Source organism: Pseudocitrobacter sp. 73 (assembly GCF_008369545.1).
Lineage (GTDB): Bacteria > Pseudomonadota > Gammaproteobacteria > Enterobacterales > Enterobacteriaceae > Pseudocitrobacter > Pseudocitrobacter vendiensis.
Map to the genome: position 1 here is coordinate 171,623 of NZ_VTZO01000004.1, position 17,563 is coordinate 189,185.

Here is a 17,563-nt window from a genome sequence, read left to right on the forward strand (position 1 = left end):
AACGAGGAAAAGACGTATGTGCGGTATTGTCGGTATCGCCGGTGTTATGCCGGTCAACCAGTCGATTTATGATGCGTTAACGGTGCTGCAGCATCGTGGACAGGATGCCGCGGGCATCATCACCATTGATGCGAACAACTGCTTCCGTTTACGCAAGGCAAACGGGCTGGTCAGCGATGTCTTTGAAGCTCGCCATATGCAGCGTATGCAAGGCAACATGGGGATTGGCCACGTGCGCTATCCAACCGCTGGCAGCTCCAGCGCGTCTGAGGCGCAGCCTTTCTACGTCAACTCCCCGTATGGCATTACGCTTGCCCACAACGGTAACCTGACCAATGCGCACGAACTGCGTCAAAAACTGTTCGAAGAGAAGCGCCGCCACATCAACACCACTTCTGATTCCGAGATCCTGCTGAATATCTTCGCCAGCGAACTCGACAATTTCCGCCATTATCCGCTGGAAGCCGATAACATCTTCGCTGCGATTGCCGCGACTAACCGCCAAATCCGTGGCGCTTACGCCTGTGTGGCGATGATTATCGGTCACGGCATGGTCGCCTTCCGCGACCCGAACGGTATTCGTCCGCTGGTGCTGGGCAAACGCGATATTGGCGATGGCCGCACAGAATATATGGTTGCTTCTGAAAGCGTGGCGCTTGATACCCTGGGCTTTGAGTTCCTGCGCGATGTCGCGCCGGGCGAAGCGGTGTACATCACCGAGAAAGGGCAGCTCTTTACTCGCCAGTGTGCAGATAACCCGGTGAGCAACCCATGTCTGTTTGAGTACGTCTATTTCGCGCGTCCGGACTCCTTTATCGACAAGATTTCCGTTTACAGCGCGCGTGTAAATATGGGCACCAAACTCGGTGAAAAGATTGCCCGCGAGTGGGAAGATCTGGACATCGACGTGGTGATCCCGATTCCGGAAACCTCCTGCGATATCGCGCTGGAAATTGCGCGTATTCTGGGCAAGCCGTACCGTCAGGGTTTCGTGAAAAACCGCTACGTTGGCCGTACCTTTATCATGCCGGGCCAGCAGCTGCGTCGTAAATCCGTACGCCGTAAGCTGAACGCCAACCGTGCCGAGTTCCGCGATAAAAACGTCCTGCTGGTTGATGACTCCATCGTGCGCGGCACCACCTCAGAGCAGATTATCGAGATGGCGCGTGAAGCAGGGGCGAAGAAGGTGTATCTGGCGTCAGCCGCACCGGAAATTCGCTTCCCGAACGTGTACGGTATCGACATGCCAACCGCCACCGAGCTGATTGCCCACGGTCGTGAAGTTGACGAAATCCGCCAGATCATTGGCGCAGATGGTCTTATCTTCCAGGATCTGGACGATCTGATCGACGCGGTACGCGCAGAAAACCCGGATATTCAGCAGTTTGAGTGTTCTGTGTTTAACGGTGTATACGTCACCAAAGATGTCGATCAACAGTACCTCGATTATCTCGATTCCCTGCGTAACGACGACGCCAAAGCGGTGCAGTTGCAGAACGAAGTGGAAAACTTAGAGATGCATAACGAAGGTTAACGCGTCTAACGCCAGGGGAAACCCTGGCGTTTTCTTTTCTATTCCCCAATCCTATCCCCCTCTTTTCGCAGTAATTTCGTCTTCCTCACATTTTTCAGGATCCGTTTTTCAATAGTGTGAACAAACCGGATAAACATCACTGCCATAAATTTTATAGTAGCGTCCATTAACCATTTTTAATATGTGGATAATGCCAATTAGGGGTTAATGAGGTGGTAAGAAAAACTGCTTTCATTGGTTACAAAACCCTCTCGACCCTTCGTTTTGTCTATATGGCGGAGTAGTATGCTGCCAATAACCATAAAATAAATGTGGTCAATGGTGCGCCTTTTGCAACCTGCGAGAGGTGCAGGAGAAACCCAAGTCTTCGTTACGGAATAACAACAAGATGACTGGAGATAACACCCTCAGCACTTCTCATGGCGTTAACCGCCGTGATTTTATGAAGCTTTGTGCAGCACTGGCCGCCACGATGGGGCTCAGTAGTAAAGCGGCCGCCGAGATGGCCGAATCAATCACCCGCCCGCAGCGTCCGCCGGTTATCTGGATTGGCGCGCAGGAGTGTACCGGATGCACGGAATCTCTGCTCCGCGCAACGCACCCCACCGTCGAAAACCTCGTGCTGGAGACTATCTCTCTGGAGTACCACGAAGTGCTCTCCGCCGCTTTCGGCCATCAGGTTGAAGAGAACAAGCACAACGCCCTTGAAAAATACAAAGGTCAGTATGTGTTGGTGGTCGATGGCTCGATCCCGTTAAAAGATAACGGAATTTATTGTATGGTCGCGGGTGAGCCGATTATCGACCATATCCGCAAAGCGGCAGAAGGCGCTGCGGCAATTATTGCAATTGGCTCCTGCGCTGCCTGGGGCGGCGTGGCGGCGGCGGGCGTTAACCCGACCGGCGCGGTAGGGCTTCAGGAAGCCTTGCCGGGCAAAACAATAATCAACATTCCTGGCTGCCCACCGAACCCGCACAACTTCCTCGCCACCGTCGCGCATATCATCACCTTTGGTAAACCGCCGAAGCTCGATGCCAAAAATCGCCCAACCTTCGCCTATGGTCGCCTGATCCACGAACACTGCGAACGCCGTCCGCACTTTGATGCAGGGCGCTTTGCCAAAGAGTTTGGCGATGAAGGTCACCGTCAGGGCTGGTGTCTGTACCACCTGGGCTGCAAAGGGCCTGAAACCTACGGCAACTGCTCAACGCTGCAATTCTGCGATGTTGGTGGCGTGTGGCCGGTGGCGATTGGTCATCCGTGTTATGGCTGTAACGAAGAGGGCGTCGGTTTCCACAAAGGCATCCACCAGCTGGCGACGGTTGAAAATCAAACACCGCGCGCGGAAAAACCCGATGTAGACCTGAAAGAGGGCGGCGAGATTTCAGCGGGCGCCGTGGGTTTACTGGGCGGCGTGGTTGGTCTGGTGGCGGGCGTCAGCGTGATGGCCGTTCGCGAGCTGGGGCGTCAGCAGAAGAAAGATAACACTGACTCACGGGGAGAATAACCGTGAACAGACGAAACTTTATTAAAGCTGCCTCCGGCGGCGCTTTGCTGCTGGGGGCTGCGCCTTCCGTGACTCATGCGGCGGAAAACCGCCCACCGATTCCGGGTTCGCTGGGGATGTTATACGACTCAACGCTTTGCGTCGGCTGCCAGGCCTGCGTGACCGAGTGTCAGAATATCAACTTCCCGGCGCGCAACCCGCAGGGCGAACAAACCTGGTCCAATAACGACAAACTGTCGCCCTATACCAATAACATCATTCAGGTGTGGCGCAGCGGAACAGGCGTCAACAAAGACAAGGAAGAGAACGGCTACGCCTACATCAAAAAGCAGTGCATGCACTGTGTAGACCCGAACTGCGTCTCTGTTTGCCCGGTCCAGGCGCTGCGAAAAGACCCGAAAACCGGCATTGTGCATTACAACAAAGATGTCTGCACCGGCTGCCGTTACTGCATGGTCGCATGCCCCTATAACGTGCCGAAATACGATTACAACAACCCGTTTGGCGCGATTCACAAATGTGAACTGTGTAATCAGAAGGGTGTTGAACGTTTAGATAAAGGCGGATTGCCCGGTTGCGTCTCCGTTTGTCCGGCGGGCGCGGTGATTTTTGGCACACGCGAAGAGTTGATGGCGGAGGCGAAAAAACGTCTGGCCCTCAAGCCGGGAAGCGAATACCACTACCCGCGTCAGACCCTGAAAACAGGGGATACCTACCTGCATACGGTACCGAACTACCATCCACACCTTTACGGTGAGAAAGAGGGCGGCGGAACGCAGGTGCTGGTGTTGACCGGTGTGCCTTATGAGAATCTGGGCTTGCCGAAGCTGGATGAGCTCTCTACGGGGGCGCGTTCTGAACATGTCCAACACACCGTTTATAAAGGCATGATGCTGCCGCTTGCTTTGCTGGCGGGGTTAACCGTGTTGGTGCGTCGCAATACCAAAAGCGGCCCTCACGACGGAGGAGACGATCATGAGTCATGATCCAAAACCGCTGGGCGGGAAAATTATCAGTAAGCCGATCATTATCTTCGCTCCGCTGGCAGTGCTGTGCCTGATCATGATCGTTAAACGTCTGATCTGGGGATTGGGTTCCGTTTCCGATCTTAACGGTGGATACCCGTGGGGGATCTGGATCGCCTTCGATTTGTTGATCGGCACCGGCTTTGCCTGCGGCGGTTGGGCGCTGGCCTGGGCGGTGTATGTCTTCAACAAAGGGCGTTATCACCCGCTGGTGCGTCCGGCGCTGCTGGCCAGCTTGTTTGGCTATTCGCTCGGCGGCCTGTCGATCACCATCGACGTTGGGCGTTACTGGAACCTGCCATACTTTTATATTCCGGGGCACTTTAACGTTAACTCGGTGCTGTTTGAAACCGCCGTCTGTATGACCATCTATATCGGCGTCATGGCACTGGAGTTTGCGCCCGCGTTGCTGGAACGGATGGGCTGGAAGGTGCCGCTGAAGTTCCTCAATAAACTGATGTTCTTCATCATTGCGCTCGGCGCGCTGCTGCCAACCATGCACCAGTCTTCCATGGGGTCATTGATGATCTCGGCAGGCTATAAAGTGCATCCACTGTGGCAAAGCTACGAGATGCTGCCGCTCTTCTCGGTTTTGACCGCTTTCATCATGGGCTTCGCCATTGTGGTGTTTGAAGGTTCGCTGGTGCAAACCGGGTTACGGGGAAGAGGGCCGGATGAGAAATCGCTGTTTGTGAAGTTGATGAATACCGCCAGCGTATTGCTTGCGCTGTTCCTGGTATTGCGCGTCGGCGAGCTGGTTTATCGCCACAAACTGTCGTATGCCTTTGCGGGTGATTTCTACTCCTTCCTGTTCTGGCTGGAAGCGCTGCTGATGCTCTTCCCGCTGGTGGTACTGCGCATCGGGAAACTGCGCAATGATTCGCGCATGCTGTACCTGTCCGCACTGAGTGCGCTGCTGGGCTGTGCGACCTGGCGTATCTCCTATTCACTGGTGGCATTCAACCCCGGTGGCGGATACCACTACTTCCCAACCTGGGAAGAACTGCTGATTTCTATGGGTTTTGTGGCAATTGAGATTTGTGCATACATCCTGCTCATTCGTCTGTTGCCGATACTTCCCCCTTTAAAACAAAACGACAACAAGCGTCATGAGGCGAGCAAAGCATGAGCCAGAGAATTACGATTGACCCGGTAACCCGAATTGAAGGGCACCTGCGCATCGACTGCGAAATTGAAAATGGGGTGGTGTCTAAGGCCTGGGCGTCCGGCACCATGTGGCGCGGCATGGAAGAGATTGTCAAAAATCGCGATCCGCGTGATGCCTGGATGATTGTGCAGCGTATCTGCGGCGTGTGCACAACCACGCATGCGATTGCCTCCGTGCGTGCGGCGGAAAGCGCGCTGAAAATTGATGTGCCGGTGAATGCACAGCATATCCGCAATATTATTCTGGCGGCGCACACCACTCACGACCACATTGTGCATTTTTATCAGCTCTCAGCGCTCGACTGGGTGGATATCACGTCAGCCCTGAAAGCTGACCCGGCGAAAGCCTCGGCGATGCTGACCGGCGTCTCAAGCTGGCACCTGAACAGTGCGGAAGAATTCACCAAAGTTCAGAACAAAATCAAGGACCTGGTGTCCAGCGGTCAGTTAGGCATTTTCGCCAACGGCTACTGGGAGCACCCGGCGATGAAACTGCCGCCGGAAGTGAACCTGATTGCGGTGGCGCACTATTTACAGGCACTGGAGTGCCAGCGTGACGCGAACCGCGTAGTGGCGCTGCTGGGCGGTAAATCACCGCATATTCAGAACCTTGCTGTCGGTGGGGTAGCGAACCCGATCAACCTGGATGGCCTGGGCGTGCTGAACCTTGAACGCCTGATGTACATCAAATCCTTTATCGACAAACTGAGCGATTTTGTGGAGCAGGTTTATAAAGTCGATACGGCGGTTATTGCGGCGTTTTATCCGGAGTGGCTGGAGCGCGGTCGCGGGGCGGTAAACTATCTGGCAACGCCGGAATTCCCGACCGACGGTAAAAACGGCAGCTTCCTCTTCCCGGGCGGTTATATCACCAACAGTGACCTGTCGACCTATCGGCCTATCACTTCGCAGTCTGATGAGTTCCTGATTAAAGGGATTCAGGAGAGCGCGAAGCACGCGTGGTATAAAGACGAATCACCGCAGGCGCCGTGGGAGGGCACCACCGTGCCGAACTATACCGGCTGGTCAGACGACGGGAAATACTCCTGGGTAAAAGCGCCGACCTTCTACGGTAAAACCGTCGAAGTGGGGCCGCTGGCGAATATGCTGTGCAAACTGGCGGCAAAACGCGAATCAACACACGCGAAGCTCAACGAAATCATCGCCATTTACACTAAGCTGACGGGTAAAACGCTGGGCGTTGAACAACTGCACTCAACGCTTGGTCGCATCATCGGGCGTACCGTCCACTGCTGCGAACTGCAACATATTCTTCAGCATCAGTACAGCGCGTTGGTGACGAACATCGGCAAGGGTGACCATACCACCTTTGTGAAACCGAATATTCCGGCAACCGGTGAGTTTAAAGGCGTCGGCTTCCTCGAGGCACCGCGCGGTATGCTGTCGCACTGGATGGTGATTAAAGATGGCATTATCAGCAACTACCAGGCGGTTGTACCTTCGACCTGGAACTCTGGCCCGCGTAATTTCAACGACGAAGTCGGCCCGTATGAACGTTCACTGGTGGGTACGCCAGTCGCCGATCCAGAAAAACCGCTGGAAGTGGTGCGCACGATTCACTCCTTTGATCCGTGCATGTCCTGTGCGGTGCATGTGGTGGACGCCGACGGCAATGATGTTGTCGCGGTGAAGGTGCTGTGATGCGGATTTTAGTCTTAGGCGTTGGCAACATTTTGCTCACCGATGAGGCTATCGGCGTGCGTATTGTGGAGGCTCTGGAGCAGCGTTACATCCTGCCGGATTACGTCGAGGTACTCGATGGCGGCACGGCAGGCATGGAGCTACTGGGCGATATGGCCGATCGCGATCATCTGATTATCGCCGATGCCATTGTCTCGCGTAAAAATGCGCCGGGCGCGATTATGGTATTGCGCGACGATGAAGTTCCGGCGCTGTTTACCAATAAAATCTCCCCGCATCAGCTTGGGCTGGCCGACGTTCTGTCGGCCCTGCGCTTCACGGGCGAGTTTCCGAAAAGACTCACCCTGGTGGGCGTAATCCCTGAATCGCTGGAGCCCCATATCGGTTTAACGCCAACCATAGAGGCGATGATTACGCCAGCGCTCGAGCAGGTGCTGCTGGCGCTGCGCGAATCGGGGGTTGAAGTGATTGCCCGGGAGGAAACGTATGTCTGAAGAAATCAGCGGTTTCTCAACGTCGCCGCAGTTATTGGTGCAGGCGGCGTTTGAAGAGGTGGCTCGCCGTTCAATGCATGACCTGGCGTTTCTGCACCCGTCAATGCCGGTCTCCGTGTCGAACTTCACGCTCTTTGAAGGGCAATGGACCGGCTGCGTTATCACTCCGTGGATGCTGAGCGCGGTTATTTTCCCTGGCCCGGACCAACGCTGGCCGCGTCGCACCGTCAGTGAAAAGCTGGGGTTGCAACTGCCTTACGGCGCCATGACCTTTACGGTCGGAGAGCTGGAAGGCGTTTCGCAATATCTTTCTTGCTCGCTGATGTCGCCGCTGCCTAAAACGCTCTCGGTGGAAGAAGGGCTTCGGCTGGTGGATGATTGCGCGCGGATGCTGCTTTCTCTTCCGGTAAGTAACCCGGATGCGCCGAGTATGGCAAGCCGTCGCTCGCTGCTGTTTGGCCGTCGGAGTGTGGCGGATGCATGAGCTGTCGCTGTGCCAGAGCGCGGTGGAAATCATCCAGCAGCAGGCCGCGCAGCACGGTGTTAACCGCGTGACAGGCGTATGGCTGGAAATCGGCGCGCTCTCCTGCGTGGAAGAGCGCGCTGTTCGCTTTAGCTTTGATATCGTCTGTCAGAACACCGTCGCGCAAGGCTGTGAATTGCATATTGAGTACCGCCCCGCGCAGGCCTGGTGCTGGGATTGCAGCCGCGCGGTTGAAATCACCCAGCATGATGCGCGTTGCCCGCAGTGTGATGGTGCGAATTTGCGCGTCGATACGGGCGATTCGTTGCGGGTAAAAAGTATTGAAGTGGAATAACCGGAGTTAATTATGTGTATTGGCGTACCGGGCCAGGTGCTGGCCGTGGGTGAAGATATTCACCAGCTCGCGCAGGTGGAAGTCTGTGGCGTGAAGCGCGATGTGAATATTGCGCTTATCTGCGAAGGCGACACCGCCGACCTCGTTGGGCAGTGGGTGCTGGTGCACGTGGGGTTTGCCATGAGCATTATTGATGAAGCCGAAGCGCAGGCGACGCTGGCAGCGCTGCGGCAGATGGAGTATGACGAAACGGTAGCCTAAGGCGCTCCCGCGTGGGAATGCCTGAGACTGATGACAAACGCAACATCGCCTGATGCGCTGCGCCTATCAGGCCTACAGCGTTTCTGCAATTTATTAAATTTGCACTGTTTTGTAGGCCGGATAAGGCGTTTACGCCGCATCCGGCAAGAACAACGCGCACTTTGTCCGCTATCTGAGGCATTCCCTTATGGGAACGCCTGTCTAACCATTACGCTTGTTCGTTTAGCCAAATACGCATTTCACCTTCGCCACGATTTGCCCAACTGAACCACGGTATAAAGGTGAGCGTTTGCGGCTGAAGGGCAGTGCGTCGATGGTTAAAGTGATACAACGCTTCGCCTTCTGAGGGCGTCGCCAGTCGGGTGCCTTCAGTCTGAAGCAGCACTTTTCCTTTCAGTACACCGACACCTTGCTTGAGACGAAATTCAGCGCCTTGCGGCAAATTAAGGTTGTGCAAGTCCGCCCCGTTATCTGCTTCTTCCAGACAGTAAACCAGCGGCCCACGCTGTATAGCGACTTTCCCGGCAGTGTGGCGGACCCGAGGATTGGCGTATACACGCATGATCGTCATCGGTAAGGTGAGCGTTATACAGTCTCCCTTTTGCCAGTGGCGATGGACGTGAAGATACCCTTTAATGACCTCTCCCAGCGCTCGTTCACCGTTAACCTGAACAGTTGGGTTTTCGCACCATTCTGGAAGGCGCAGGGCGAGCGTATGCGCAACTGGTGTCGCATTATCGAAGGTTATGGTCACCTGTTCTTCCCACGGATAGTTGCCGTCTATACGCAGTTGCAGCGATTTCCCTTCAATTTCAAACCGTGCTTTGCTCCCCGCATAGATGTTGATAAACAGCGCATCTTTACGCGGAGTGAAAAGATAATGCCCGATAGCGACCAGCGTGCGGGCGATATTGGGCGGGCAGCAGGCGCAGCCGAACCAGCGCTGACGTACCGGTTTGATATGATCGTACACATGGTTGCAGGCTATGCTTTTGGGCTGCGTTTCCAGCGGGTTAACGTAGAAGAAGTGTTTACCATCCAGCGCCATACCGCCGAGCACGGTATTGTAAAATGCGCGTTCCATGACGTCGGAATACTGGGCGTCGCCTTCCATCTCCAGCATTCGACGGGCGAACATCATCAGGCCGATGGAGGCGCAGCTTTCGGCGTAGGCGGTATCTGAGGGCAGATCGTAATCGCTGGTGAACGCTTCACCCACGGCCTGTGAACCAATGCCTCCGGTGATATACATGCGCTTGTGTACCATATTGTTCCAGATCCGCAGGCAAGTTTGGCGTTTTTCTTCGTCGTGAGTCATGCGTGCGAGATGTGCCAATCCCGTCATCAAATAAACAGAACGTACGGCATGGCCGACGGCTTGATGCTGCTCGTTGAGCGGTTTATGCGCGTGGGTGTATGCTTTGTCTTTCACCATCCACGCGTCACCCCAGTCATTCCAGTGCCAGGTGCCGCCACGCTTCTCAAATTCAATATCGTAGTAGTAAGGCTGTTTTCCACGCTCTTCAAGGAAGAAGCGAGCCAGCTCTTTATAGCGGTTATCCAGCGTGACTTCGTAGAGTCTCATCAGCGCAAGTTCAATTTCCGGGTGGCCTGGGTATCCGCGTCGTTGACCTTCATTAGGGCCAAAAACCGTGTCGATATGGTCGGCAAAGCGACAGGCGATTTCCAGTAGACGACGCTTCCCGGTCGCCTGATAAAAGGCGACTGCTGCCTCGAACAGGTGACCCGCACAATAAAGCTCATGACACTCCGCAACGTTTGTCCAGCGCAGGCCAGGCTCCTTCACGCTGTACCAGGTATTAAGATAGCCGTCTTCACATTGTGCCTGAGCCAGTAATTCAATAACGTCATCCGCCGTTTGTTCAAGCGCCGAGTCGGGTTTCTGTGACAATGACCAGGCAACGGCTTCCAGCCATTTCGTGACGTCACTATCCTGAAAAACCATGCCGTAGAATTCGCCTTTCTGCATTCCTGCGGCAATGCGATAGTTAGCCAACGCATGGCTGGGTTCCGCTTCCGGAATGGCATCGTTAAGCGCCTGCCATTGATAAGGGATAACCACATCGTGGATAAGTCTTTGATACTCCCCAAGAAATGGGTCAGTAATGGTGATGTGATTCAAAGGTGCTTCTATCACTTCAGCGTGCATTTTCTATTCCTCAGGATAACTGTGAATGACGTTGATGAAGATCGGTGGAAATGCGCTGCATCATAGGGCCATTCAAACGGCACTTGAGCAGGCATAACGCCAGTACCAGATGGAAAATGGCGGGCGCGAGGCTTTGCAGCGTGGTGATACCCTGAATTGATGCCGCAGTCTGATTTTCAAGCCCAGGTTGATAAGTGACCATGATGAGAATCAGGCTGATAATTCCGCCGGAAGAGGCCCAGGAGAGCTTGATAAAAAAGAGGTTAAAGGCAAAATTCATACCCGAAGAACGGACGCCATTTTTCCATTCGCCGTAGTCGTCGGCGAAAGCCATAATGGAAAAGTGCAGGGGCAGGGTGAATCCCAGAACGATGTTGTTGATCAAAATGCAGCCTAACCACAACGTTTGATGCTGCGCTCCGGTTGGCAGGAACCACATCATGACGCCAAAGGCGACCAGCACCAGATTGGTGTAAAAATAGAGCTTCACCATGTCGATGCGGCGGGAGAGCGGGTTAACAACAATGGCGCCAAGAATGGCCGCAATGGTCACCACCGCGAAAAACAGCGACATAAACCCGGCGCTGCCTTCCAGCGCGTAAGAGATAAAGTACATATAACCGCCGCCGCGAATGCACAGAATATTCACCAGCAGAAAGGACATCACCAGCATCAGCAGTAACTGGTCGTTCTTCCATAAGCCTTGCAGGTGCTGACGCAACGTAAATTTTCCGGCAAGTGAAAGCGGTACGCGTTCCTTCACCCAGAAAAAGCACAGAAGAAACATCACCACGCCGACCGTACAGATAACAGTGACGCCGTATTGATAGCCTTTTGCCAGATTCCCCTTGCCGAAAAATTCCACCATCCACGGCAAGCCAACGGCGACAAGAAAGCCAGCAATGCCGCTTAATACAAAGCGCCAGGATTGACAGGACATCACCTGGTCGTGGCGATTGGTCATTGCATTTATCAACGCACAGTACGGGACGTTGATGGCGGTATAGCCCACAGAGAGCAGGAAATAGGTACCGAATGCCCAGGCGATTTTCATATTCGGGCCCATCTCAGGAACGGTGAAGGTAAGAATGCCAATAACGCCTAATGGCACCGCAATCCATAACTGCCAGGGGCGGAAGCGGCCCCAGCGGCTACGCGTGCGGTCCGCAATGACGCCCATCACCGGGTCAGAGATGGCATCGAAAATACGCAAGATCAGGAACATTGCCCCAACGATAGCGGGGCTTAAACCAAATATATCGGTGTAAAAAAAGAGCAGAAAGCCGCTGATTAAATCGGAGATACAGTGCCCGCCCGCATCACCTAATCCATAGCCGATTTTTTCGCGTGTTGAGAGCGTCTCTCCGGCATCCTCTTCTCTGAGTACATCACCATCCAGATTATCGGCAGTAGCCATAATCAATCTCCATAAGTGTTAGCAGTTCTAAGGGCTAAACAGTCATTACGGCGCATCTCTGACAGTTTTTTTAGTAAAAATCGTGCGATTTTTAGAGTAGGGCTGATGAGGCTAAGACGTAAATGATGAGATGTTTTCAATGTGAATTTGATCTGTTTTTTACTAGAAATAGATAACTAAACGTGACCCGAATCACTAATTGGGGCTAAGGTGGCAGTTGGCGGGCTTGCTAATCGCTCGCATTTTGAAGAATTAACGACTGTTTTTTAGTAAAAACACTTATACTGAAACGCTAAATGAACAACGGATGGCGAAAGGCGGCAAAAGAGAGGGATGGTAAAAAAAACACGAATCAAGGATATCGCGGCAGCCAGCGGTGTCTCTATTGCCGCGGTATCCCGCGCGCTGAAAGGGCAATCTGGCCTTGCTGAAGAAACACGTCAGCGCATTCTGGCAATTGCCGAAGCGCAGGGCTATGACTTTACGCGACTACGTGGCGGGCGTATTAAGCGACTGTTGTTTCTGCTCCATCGTCAACATAACATCGCCAGCGCGCTGCCGTTTTATTCGAACGTCATGCTCGGCGTTGCCGATGCCTGTCGCGAAAATGACATTGCCATGAGTTTTCAGCCCGTTGGGCCGGACGATGCGCTTGCTGAAGTAATTCAGTTGCATCAGCCGGATGCGGTGATGGGGGCCGGGTATCTGGAGCCTGAAATTCTGGCAGAGCTTAGCAAAATCACTTTACCGACGGTGTTGGTTGATCTGTGGGCGGCTGATTTTCCCTGCGTAAACCCTGATAATTTTTACGGTGGGTTTATCGCTACGCGCCACCTGATCGAGCAAGGTCGACGCCGGGTTGCATTTTTAGGTAATTCACAGGGGCATTACAGCATTCGCCAGCGTGTAGAAGGCTACCAGCAGGCGATTTTTGATGCGGGTTTAACCGTTTCTTCTGACTACAGAATTGAAGTTCCTCCGGTTAAAGATATCGAAGATGCGCTGGTGAATGGGATGGAAAAGCTGTTGGCTTTGTCCGAACCGCCCGATGCCATCTTTGCCTACAACGACGTGGCGGCGCTGGTCGCGATGCGGGAATGCGCGCGTCGGGGCGTACGCGTACCGCAGGATATCGCGATTGTTGGTTTTGATGATATTGACGCTGCAGCCTGGGCTTATCCCCCGTTAACTACCGTGGCTATCGACAAGCGTGAACTGGGCCGCGATGCTTTCCGCTTATTGCTTAATGATGAGAGCGACAGGAATATGCTCCTGCCAGTAAAACTGGTGGTGCGTGAAAGTTCGGTTAATGGCGCATAGTTGCACGGCAGACAATAATTCGGCAAAGTTGCAGCATTACGCAAAAAGGGCAGTCACAGTGAAACGACTTATTATTGGAATATCCGGTGCCAGCGGCGCAATTTATGGCGTACGCCTGCTTCAGGTTTTACGCGAAGTACCTGATATTGAAACACATCTGGTGATGAGCCAGGCCGCGCGGCAAACCCTTTCGCTGGAAACGGATCTCTCGTTGCGCGATGTGCAGGCCTTTGCTGATGTCGTGCACGATGCGCGCGATATCGCCGCCAGCATTTCATCAGGGTCCTTCAAAACCATGGGCATGGTGATTCTGCCGTGTTCGATGAAAACCCTTTCCGGCATTGTGAACAGTTATACCGACGGGCTGCTGACCCGCGCGGCGGATGTGGTGCTCAAAGAGCGTCGCCCGCTGGTGCTCTGTGTGCGCGAAACCCCCTTGCATCTGGGGCATCTGCGCTTAATGACTCAGGCCGCCGAAATTGGCGCGGTGATTATGCCGCCTGTTCCGGCGTTTTATCATCGGCCGCAAACCATTGATGATATTATAAATCAAACAGTTAACCGCGTTCTCGATCTCTTCAATATCGACTTGCCGCAGGATCTCTTTACCCGCTGGCAAGGTGCCTGAGCTGCACCAATGTGGTGCTAATCTGTGCTTTTCGCCCTGTTGCAGGGCGATTTTGTAACGCCGATCAAATCCTCGATATTTAATCACGTATTTTGCGTTTTACTGCTGCGGATTATGTGTCCGAACTGCTATCTTCCTATCTTGTTACCGTATTGCATCTTTTTATTAACAAATTTAACGTCAAAGTCCGCGTTGACGATAAAGATGGCATAAAAGCTGCACTGTTGGTCTGCAACACACAACACAACCTATTAGATAGCAGCTCACTGCATCACGATTTTTAAAGGGGTATGTATGAAGAAGACGGTTCTGGCTCTCTCTTTACTGCTCGGTCTTGGCAGCGTGTCCAGCGCATTCGCCGCACTGCCGGAAAGTATCCGTATCGGCACCGACACCACCTATGCACCGTTTTCCTCGAAAGATGCCAAAGGCGATTTCATCGGCTTTGATATCGATCTGGGTAATGAAATGTGCAAACGCATGCAGGTCAAGTGTTCCTGGGTCGGCAGTGATTTTGATGCCCTGATCCCTTCCATGAAAGCGAAGAAAATCGACGCGATTATCTCTTCTCTCTCTATCACCGAAAAACGTCAGCAGGAGATTGCCTTCTCCGACAAGCTCTACGCGGCAGATTCTCGTCTGATTGCCTCAAAAGGTTCGCCTATCCAGCCAACGCTGGATTCGTTGAAAGGTAAGCACGTCGGCGTATTGCAGGGCTCGACTCAGGAAGCATACGCTAACCAAAACTGGCGCAGCAAAGGCGTTGATGTCGTCGCGTACCAGAACCAGGATCTGATCTACTCCGACCTGGCGGCGGGTCGTCTGGATGCCGCTTTGCAGGATGAAGTGGCCGCCAGTGAAGGTTTCCTTAAACAACCTGCCGGAAAGGATTTTGACTTCGCCGGGCCTTCCGTGAAGGACAAAAAATTCTTTGGCGATGGCACAGGCGTTGGGCTGCGTAAAGATGATGTCGAGCTGAAGCAGGCGTTTGATAAAGCGCTTTCTGAACTTCGCGCCGATGGCACTTACGACAAAATGGCGAAGAAGTACTTTAACTTCAACGTCTACGGGGATTAATTTCCCCGGCAGCATCAATGCACTTAAATGGTGCATTGATGCTGCCAATGTTTCGAAGCTGTGCACCCTGTGCACAAAAGTGGTGCATTCCTGCATAAATACGCATTATTAGTGAGAAAAAAGCCAACAGACAGGGCAGAATGCTTTGCCATTCTGGGCTGAAAAGTGGCACGATAACTGCTCAGGATTTTTTGGACAAACCCGCAGAAATCAAAGGCAGTCGAGGATAATTATGAAAAAGCTGGCGTTATCTTTTTCTCTGGTATTGGCGCTTTCAAGCGCTTCGAGTGTTTTCGCAGCAATCCCACAAAAAGTACGAATTGGCACCGACCCAACCTATGCACCGTTTGAATCAAAGAATGCGAAGGGTGAATTGATTGGTTTTGATATCGATCTGGCAAAAGAGCTGTGTAAGCGTATCCAGACACAATGTACCTTCGTTGAGAACCCGCTGGACGCGCTGATCCCCTCTCTGAAAGCGAAGAAAATCGATGCCATTATGTCTTCGCTGTCGATCACCGAAAAACGTCAGCAGGAAATCGCGTTTACCGACAAACTGTATGCAGCAGACTCTCGCCTGGTTGTGAAAAAAGGCTCCCCGGTAACGCCTGATCTCGCCACCCTGAAAGGCAAACGTGTCGGTGTATTGCAGGGCACTACCCAGGAAACCTACGGGAATGAACACTGGGCGGCAAAAGGGGTTGAGATTGTCTCTTATCAGGGTCAGGACAACATCTACTCCGACCTGACCGCAGGCCGTATTGATGCGGCGTTCCAGGATGAAGTCGCGGCAAGCGAAGGTTTCCTGAAACAACCGATTGGTAAAGATTACGCGTTTGGTGGCCCATCCATCAAAGATGAAAAACTGTTTGGCGTGGGGACCGGTATGGGCCTGCGCAAAGAAGATAACGAACTGCGTGAAGCGCTGAATAAAGCGTTTGCTGAAATGCGTGCTGACGGTACGTACGACAAGCTGGCGAAGAAGTACTTCGATTTTAACGTATACGGCGAATAATTTTCGCTGACCACCCGTCGCCCCGCCTCATAATGGGGCGACGGTGATAATAAGACAGGGCAGGCTGAATGCTTTACGGGTTTTCACAAGTCATTTTTCAGGGCGCGCTGGTGACCCTCGAGCTGGCAATCAGTTCGGTGGTGCTGGCGGTGCTTATCGGCCTGGTTGGGGCTGGCGCAAAGCTTTCCAATAATCGCGTGATGGCGCTGATATTTGAAGGCTATACGACGTTGATTCGCGGTGTGCCAGATCTCGTGCTGATGTTATTGATTTTCTATGGGTTGCAGATGGCGCTGAACGTGGTGACCGATTCACTCGGTTTGAGCCAGTTCGACATCGACCCGATGATCGCCGGTATTATTACGCTTGGGTTTATCTACGGCGCCTATTTTACCGAGACCTTCCGCGGCGCGTTTATGGCGGTGCCGAAAGGGCACATTGAAGCCGCGACCGCCTTTGGCTTTACCGGCGGGCAGACGTTTCGCCGCATTCTGTTCCCGGCGATGATGCGCTACGCGTTGCCGGGGATTGGTAATAACTGGCAGGTTATTCTCAAATCGACAGCGCTGGTGTCGCTGCTTGGGCTGGAAGATGTGGTGAAAGCCACCCAGCTTGCCGGGAAAAGTACCTGGGAACCCTTTTACTTCGCCATCGTCTGTGGCCTGATTTATCTTGTGTTTACAACCGTTTCCAATGGTGTGCTGCTCTTGCTCGAACGCCGTTACTCCGTGGGCGTGAAGAGGGCTGACCTGTGATTGAGATTATTCAGGAATACTGGCAATCCCTGCTGTGGACGGATGGTTATCGCTTTACCGGCGTCGCCATTACGCTGTGGCTGCTGATTTCTTCCGTGGTGATGGGCGGCATTCTGGCGCTGTTTCTCGCCATTGCGCGCGTCTCCAGCAATAAATACATCAGATTCCCGGTGTGGCTGTTTACCTATATTTTTCGCGGCACCCCGTTATATGTGCAACTGCTGGTGTTTTATTCCGGCATGTATACGCTCGAAATCGTGAAAGGCACCGAACTGCTGAACGCCTTTTTCCGCAGCGGCCTGAACTGTACGGTGCTGGCGCTAACGCTGAATACCTGCGCTTATACGACCGAGATTTTCGCGGGTGCCATTCGCGCGGTGCCGGCGGGGGAAATTGAAGCGGCGCGCGCCTATGGTTTTTCCTCCTTTAAGCTTTACCGCTGCATTATTTTACCGTCGGCGCTGCGTATCGCGCTGCCGGCTTACAGCAATGAAGTGATTCTGATGCTGCACTCAACGGCGCTGGCATTCACCGCCACCGTGCCGGACTTACTGAAGATTGCCCGAGATATCAACTCTGCCACTTATCAGCCGTTTACGGCATTTGGGATTGCGGCGGTGCTTTATTTGATTATCTCGTATGTGCTGATCTCTCTGTTCCGCAAAGCGGAAAAACGCTGGTTGCAGCATGTAAAACCTTCTTCTTCGCACTGA

General features: G+C 53.3%; 17 protein-coding genes. 15 read left to right on the forward strand and 2 right to left on the reverse strand.

Going from position 1 to position 17,563, the window contains the following annotated elements:
• Positions 1 to 16: 16 nt before the first annotated feature.
• The 9 genes from purF to hybG all read left to right on the forward strand — a co-directional run bounded on the left by purF (position 17) and on the right by hybG (position 8,468).
• The gene (gene purF, locus F0Q32_RS03475) at positions 17 to 1,534 is read left to right on the forward strand and encodes an amidophosphoribosyltransferase (RefSeq protein WP_108473563.1); all 1,518 of its coding nucleotides are present in this window, start codon (positions 17 to 19) and stop codon (positions 1,532 to 1,534) included.
• A 388-nt stretch (positions 1,535 to 1,922) separates the two neighbouring features.
• A complete protein-coding gene (gene hybO / locus F0Q32_RS03480) occupies positions 1,923 to 3,041 on the forward strand; it encodes a hydrogenase 2 small subunit (protein WP_015963621.1) in 1,119 nt (372 codons plus the stop codon).
• A 2-nt stretch (positions 3,042 to 3,043) separates the two neighbouring features.
• Complete coding sequence (hybA, locus tag F0Q32_RS03485; RefSeq protein WP_149461986.1) at positions 3,044 to 4,027, forward strand: hydrogenase 2 operon protein HybA; 984 nt, start codon at positions 3,044 to 3,046, stop codon at positions 4,025 to 4,027.
• Positions 4,017 to 5,195 carry a Ni/Fe-hydrogenase cytochrome b subunit gene (gene hybB / locus F0Q32_RS03490; protein WP_149461987.1) on the forward strand — a complete coding sequence of 393 codons (1,179 nt, stop codon included), beginning with the start codon at positions 4,017 to 4,019 and terminating at the stop codon, positions 5,193 to 5,195. Before hybA ends, hybB begins: the two co-directional genes overlap by 11 nt.
• Positions 5,192 to 6,895 (forward strand): hydrogenase 2 large subunit, encoded by a 1,704-nt coding sequence (gene hybC / locus F0Q32_RS03495; RefSeq protein ID WP_149461988.1) that lies wholly within the window; start codon positions 5,192 to 5,194, stop codon positions 6,893 to 6,895. The genes hybB and hybC overlap by 4 nt, the downstream gene beginning before the upstream one ends.
• Positions 6,895 to 7,389 carry a HyaD/HybD family hydrogenase maturation endopeptidase gene (locus F0Q32_RS03500; protein ID WP_149461989.1) on the forward strand — a complete coding sequence of 165 codons (495 nt, stop codon included), beginning with the start codon at positions 6,895 to 6,897 and terminating at the stop codon, positions 7,387 to 7,389. Before hybC ends, F0Q32_RS03500 begins: the two co-directional genes overlap by 1 nt.
• Positions 7,382 to 7,873 (forward strand): hydrogenase-2 assembly chaperone, encoded by a 492-nt coding sequence (gene hybE / locus F0Q32_RS03505; protein ID WP_149461990.1) that lies wholly within the window; start codon positions 7,382 to 7,384, stop codon positions 7,871 to 7,873. The genes F0Q32_RS03500 and hybE overlap by 8 nt, the downstream gene beginning before the upstream one ends.
• Positions 7,866 to 8,207: a hydrogenase maturation nickel metallochaperone HypA gene (gene hypA / locus F0Q32_RS03510; protein ID WP_149461991.1), complete on the forward strand. Its 342-nt coding sequence runs from the start codon at positions 7,866 to 7,868 to the stop codon at positions 8,205 to 8,207. Before hybE ends, hypA begins: the two co-directional genes overlap by 8 nt.
• Positions 8,208 to 8,219: 12 nt before the next feature.
• The gene (gene hybG, locus F0Q32_RS03515) at positions 8,220 to 8,468 is read left to right on the forward strand and encodes a hydrogenase maturation factor HybG (RefSeq protein ID WP_149461992.1); all 249 of its coding nucleotides are present in this window, start codon (positions 8,220 to 8,222) and stop codon (positions 8,466 to 8,468) included.
• A gap of 208 nt (positions 8,469 to 8,676) precedes the next feature.
• Here hybG and F0Q32_RS03520 read toward each other — a convergent pair whose 3' ends face one another.
• Together F0Q32_RS03520 and F0Q32_RS03525 are read right to left on the reverse strand one after the other, a co-directional pair.
• Positions 8,677 to 10,638 carry a glycoside hydrolase family 127 protein gene (locus F0Q32_RS03520; protein ID WP_149461993.1) on the reverse strand — a complete coding sequence of 654 codons (1,962 nt, stop codon included), beginning with the start codon at positions 10,636 to 10,638 and terminating at the stop codon, positions 8,677 to 8,679.
• 10 nt (positions 10,639 to 10,648) lie between these two features.
• Positions 10,649 to 12,055 (reverse strand): MFS transporter, encoded by a 1,407-nt coding sequence (locus F0Q32_RS03525; RefSeq protein ID WP_149461994.1) that lies wholly within the window; start codon positions 12,053 to 12,055, stop codon positions 10,649 to 10,651.
• 333 nt (positions 12,056 to 12,388) lie between these two features.
• Here F0Q32_RS03525 and F0Q32_RS03530 point away from each other — a divergent pair, with 333 nt between their 5' ends.
• The 6 genes from F0Q32_RS03530 to F0Q32_RS03555 all read left to right on the forward strand — a co-directional run bounded on the left by F0Q32_RS03530 (position 12,389) and on the right by F0Q32_RS03555 (position 17,563).
• Positions 12,389 to 13,375, forward strand: a complete 987-nt coding sequence (locus F0Q32_RS03530; RefSeq protein ID WP_149461995.1) for a LacI family DNA-binding transcriptional regulator — start codon at positions 12,389 to 12,391, stop codon at positions 13,373 to 13,375.
• A gap of 58 nt (positions 13,376 to 13,433) precedes the next feature.
• The gene (locus tag F0Q32_RS03535) at positions 13,434 to 14,003 is read left to right on the forward strand and encodes a UbiX family flavin prenyltransferase (RefSeq protein ID WP_149461996.1); all 570 of its coding nucleotides are present in this window, start codon (positions 13,434 to 13,436) and stop codon (positions 14,001 to 14,003) included.
• A 294-nt stretch (positions 14,004 to 14,297) separates the two neighbouring features.
• The gene (gene argT, locus F0Q32_RS03540; protein ID WP_149461997.1) at positions 14,298 to 15,080 is read left to right on the forward strand and encodes a lysine/arginine/ornithine ABC transporter substrate-binding protein ArgT; all 783 of its coding nucleotides are present in this window, start codon (positions 14,298 to 14,300) and stop codon (positions 15,078 to 15,080) included.
• Between the two features lie 232 nt (positions 15,081 to 15,312).
• Positions 15,313 to 16,095: a histidine ABC transporter substrate-binding protein HisJ gene (gene hisJ / locus F0Q32_RS03545; RefSeq protein WP_015963631.1), complete on the forward strand. Its 783-nt coding sequence runs from the start codon at positions 15,313 to 15,315 to the stop codon at positions 16,093 to 16,095.
• Positions 16,096 to 16,163: 68 nt separating this feature from the next.
• Positions 16,164 to 16,850 (forward strand): histidine ABC transporter permease HisQ, encoded by a 687-nt coding sequence (locus F0Q32_RS03550; RefSeq protein ID WP_015963632.1) that lies wholly within the window; start codon positions 16,164 to 16,166, stop codon positions 16,848 to 16,850.
• A complete protein-coding gene (locus F0Q32_RS03555; protein WP_149461998.1) occupies positions 16,847 to 17,563 on the forward strand; it encodes an ABC transporter permease in 717 nt (238 codons plus the stop codon). The genes F0Q32_RS03550 and F0Q32_RS03555 overlap by 4 nt, the downstream gene beginning before the upstream one ends.

Coding starts and splice junctions, on each gene's coding strand:
- purF (WP_108473563.1), top strand. CDS start 17: ATGTGCGGTATTGTCGGTATCGCCGGTGTTATGCCGGTCAACCAGTCG.
- hybO (WP_015963621.1), top strand. CDS start 1,923: ATGACTGGAGATAACACCCTCAGCACTTCTCATGGCGTTAACCGCCGT.
- hybB (WP_149461987.1), top strand. CDS start 4,017: ATGAGTCATGATCCAAAACCGCTGGGCGGGAAAATTATCAGTAAGCCG.
- hybC (WP_149461988.1), top strand. CDS start 5,192: ATGAGCCAGAGAATTACGATTGACCCGGTAACCCGAATTGAAGGGCAC.
- F0Q32_RS03500 (WP_149461989.1), top strand. CDS start 6,895: ATGCGGATTTTAGTCTTAGGCGTTGGCAACATTTTGCTCACCGATGAG.
- hybE (WP_149461990.1), top strand. CDS start 7,382: ATGTCTGAAGAAATCAGCGGTTTCTCAACGTCGCCGCAGTTATTGGTG.
- hypA (WP_149461991.1), top strand. CDS start 7,866: ATGCATGAGCTGTCGCTGTGCCAGAGCGCGGTGGAAATCATCCAGCAG.
- hybG (WP_149461992.1), top strand. CDS start 8,220: ATGTGTATTGGCGTACCGGGCCAGGTGCTGGCCGTGGGTGAAGATATT.
- F0Q32_RS03520 (WP_149461993.1), bottom strand. CDS start 10,638: ATGCACGCTGAAGTGATAGAAGCACCTTTGAATCACATCACCATTACT.
- F0Q32_RS03525 (WP_149461994.1), bottom strand. CDS start 12,055: ATGGCTACTGCCGATAATCTGGATGGTGATGTACTCAGAGAAGAGGAT.
- F0Q32_RS03530 (WP_149461995.1), top strand. CDS start 12,389: ATGGTAAAAAAAACACGAATCAAGGATATCGCGGCAGCCAGCGGTGTC.
- argT (WP_149461997.1), top strand. CDS start 14,298: ATGAAGAAGACGGTTCTGGCTCTCTCTTTACTGCTCGGTCTTGGCAGC.
- hisJ (WP_015963631.1), top strand. CDS start 15,313: ATGAAAAAGCTGGCGTTATCTTTTTCTCTGGTATTGGCGCTTTCAAGC.
- F0Q32_RS03550 (WP_015963632.1), top strand. CDS start 16,164: ATGCTTTACGGGTTTTCACAAGTCATTTTTCAGGGCGCGCTGGTGACC.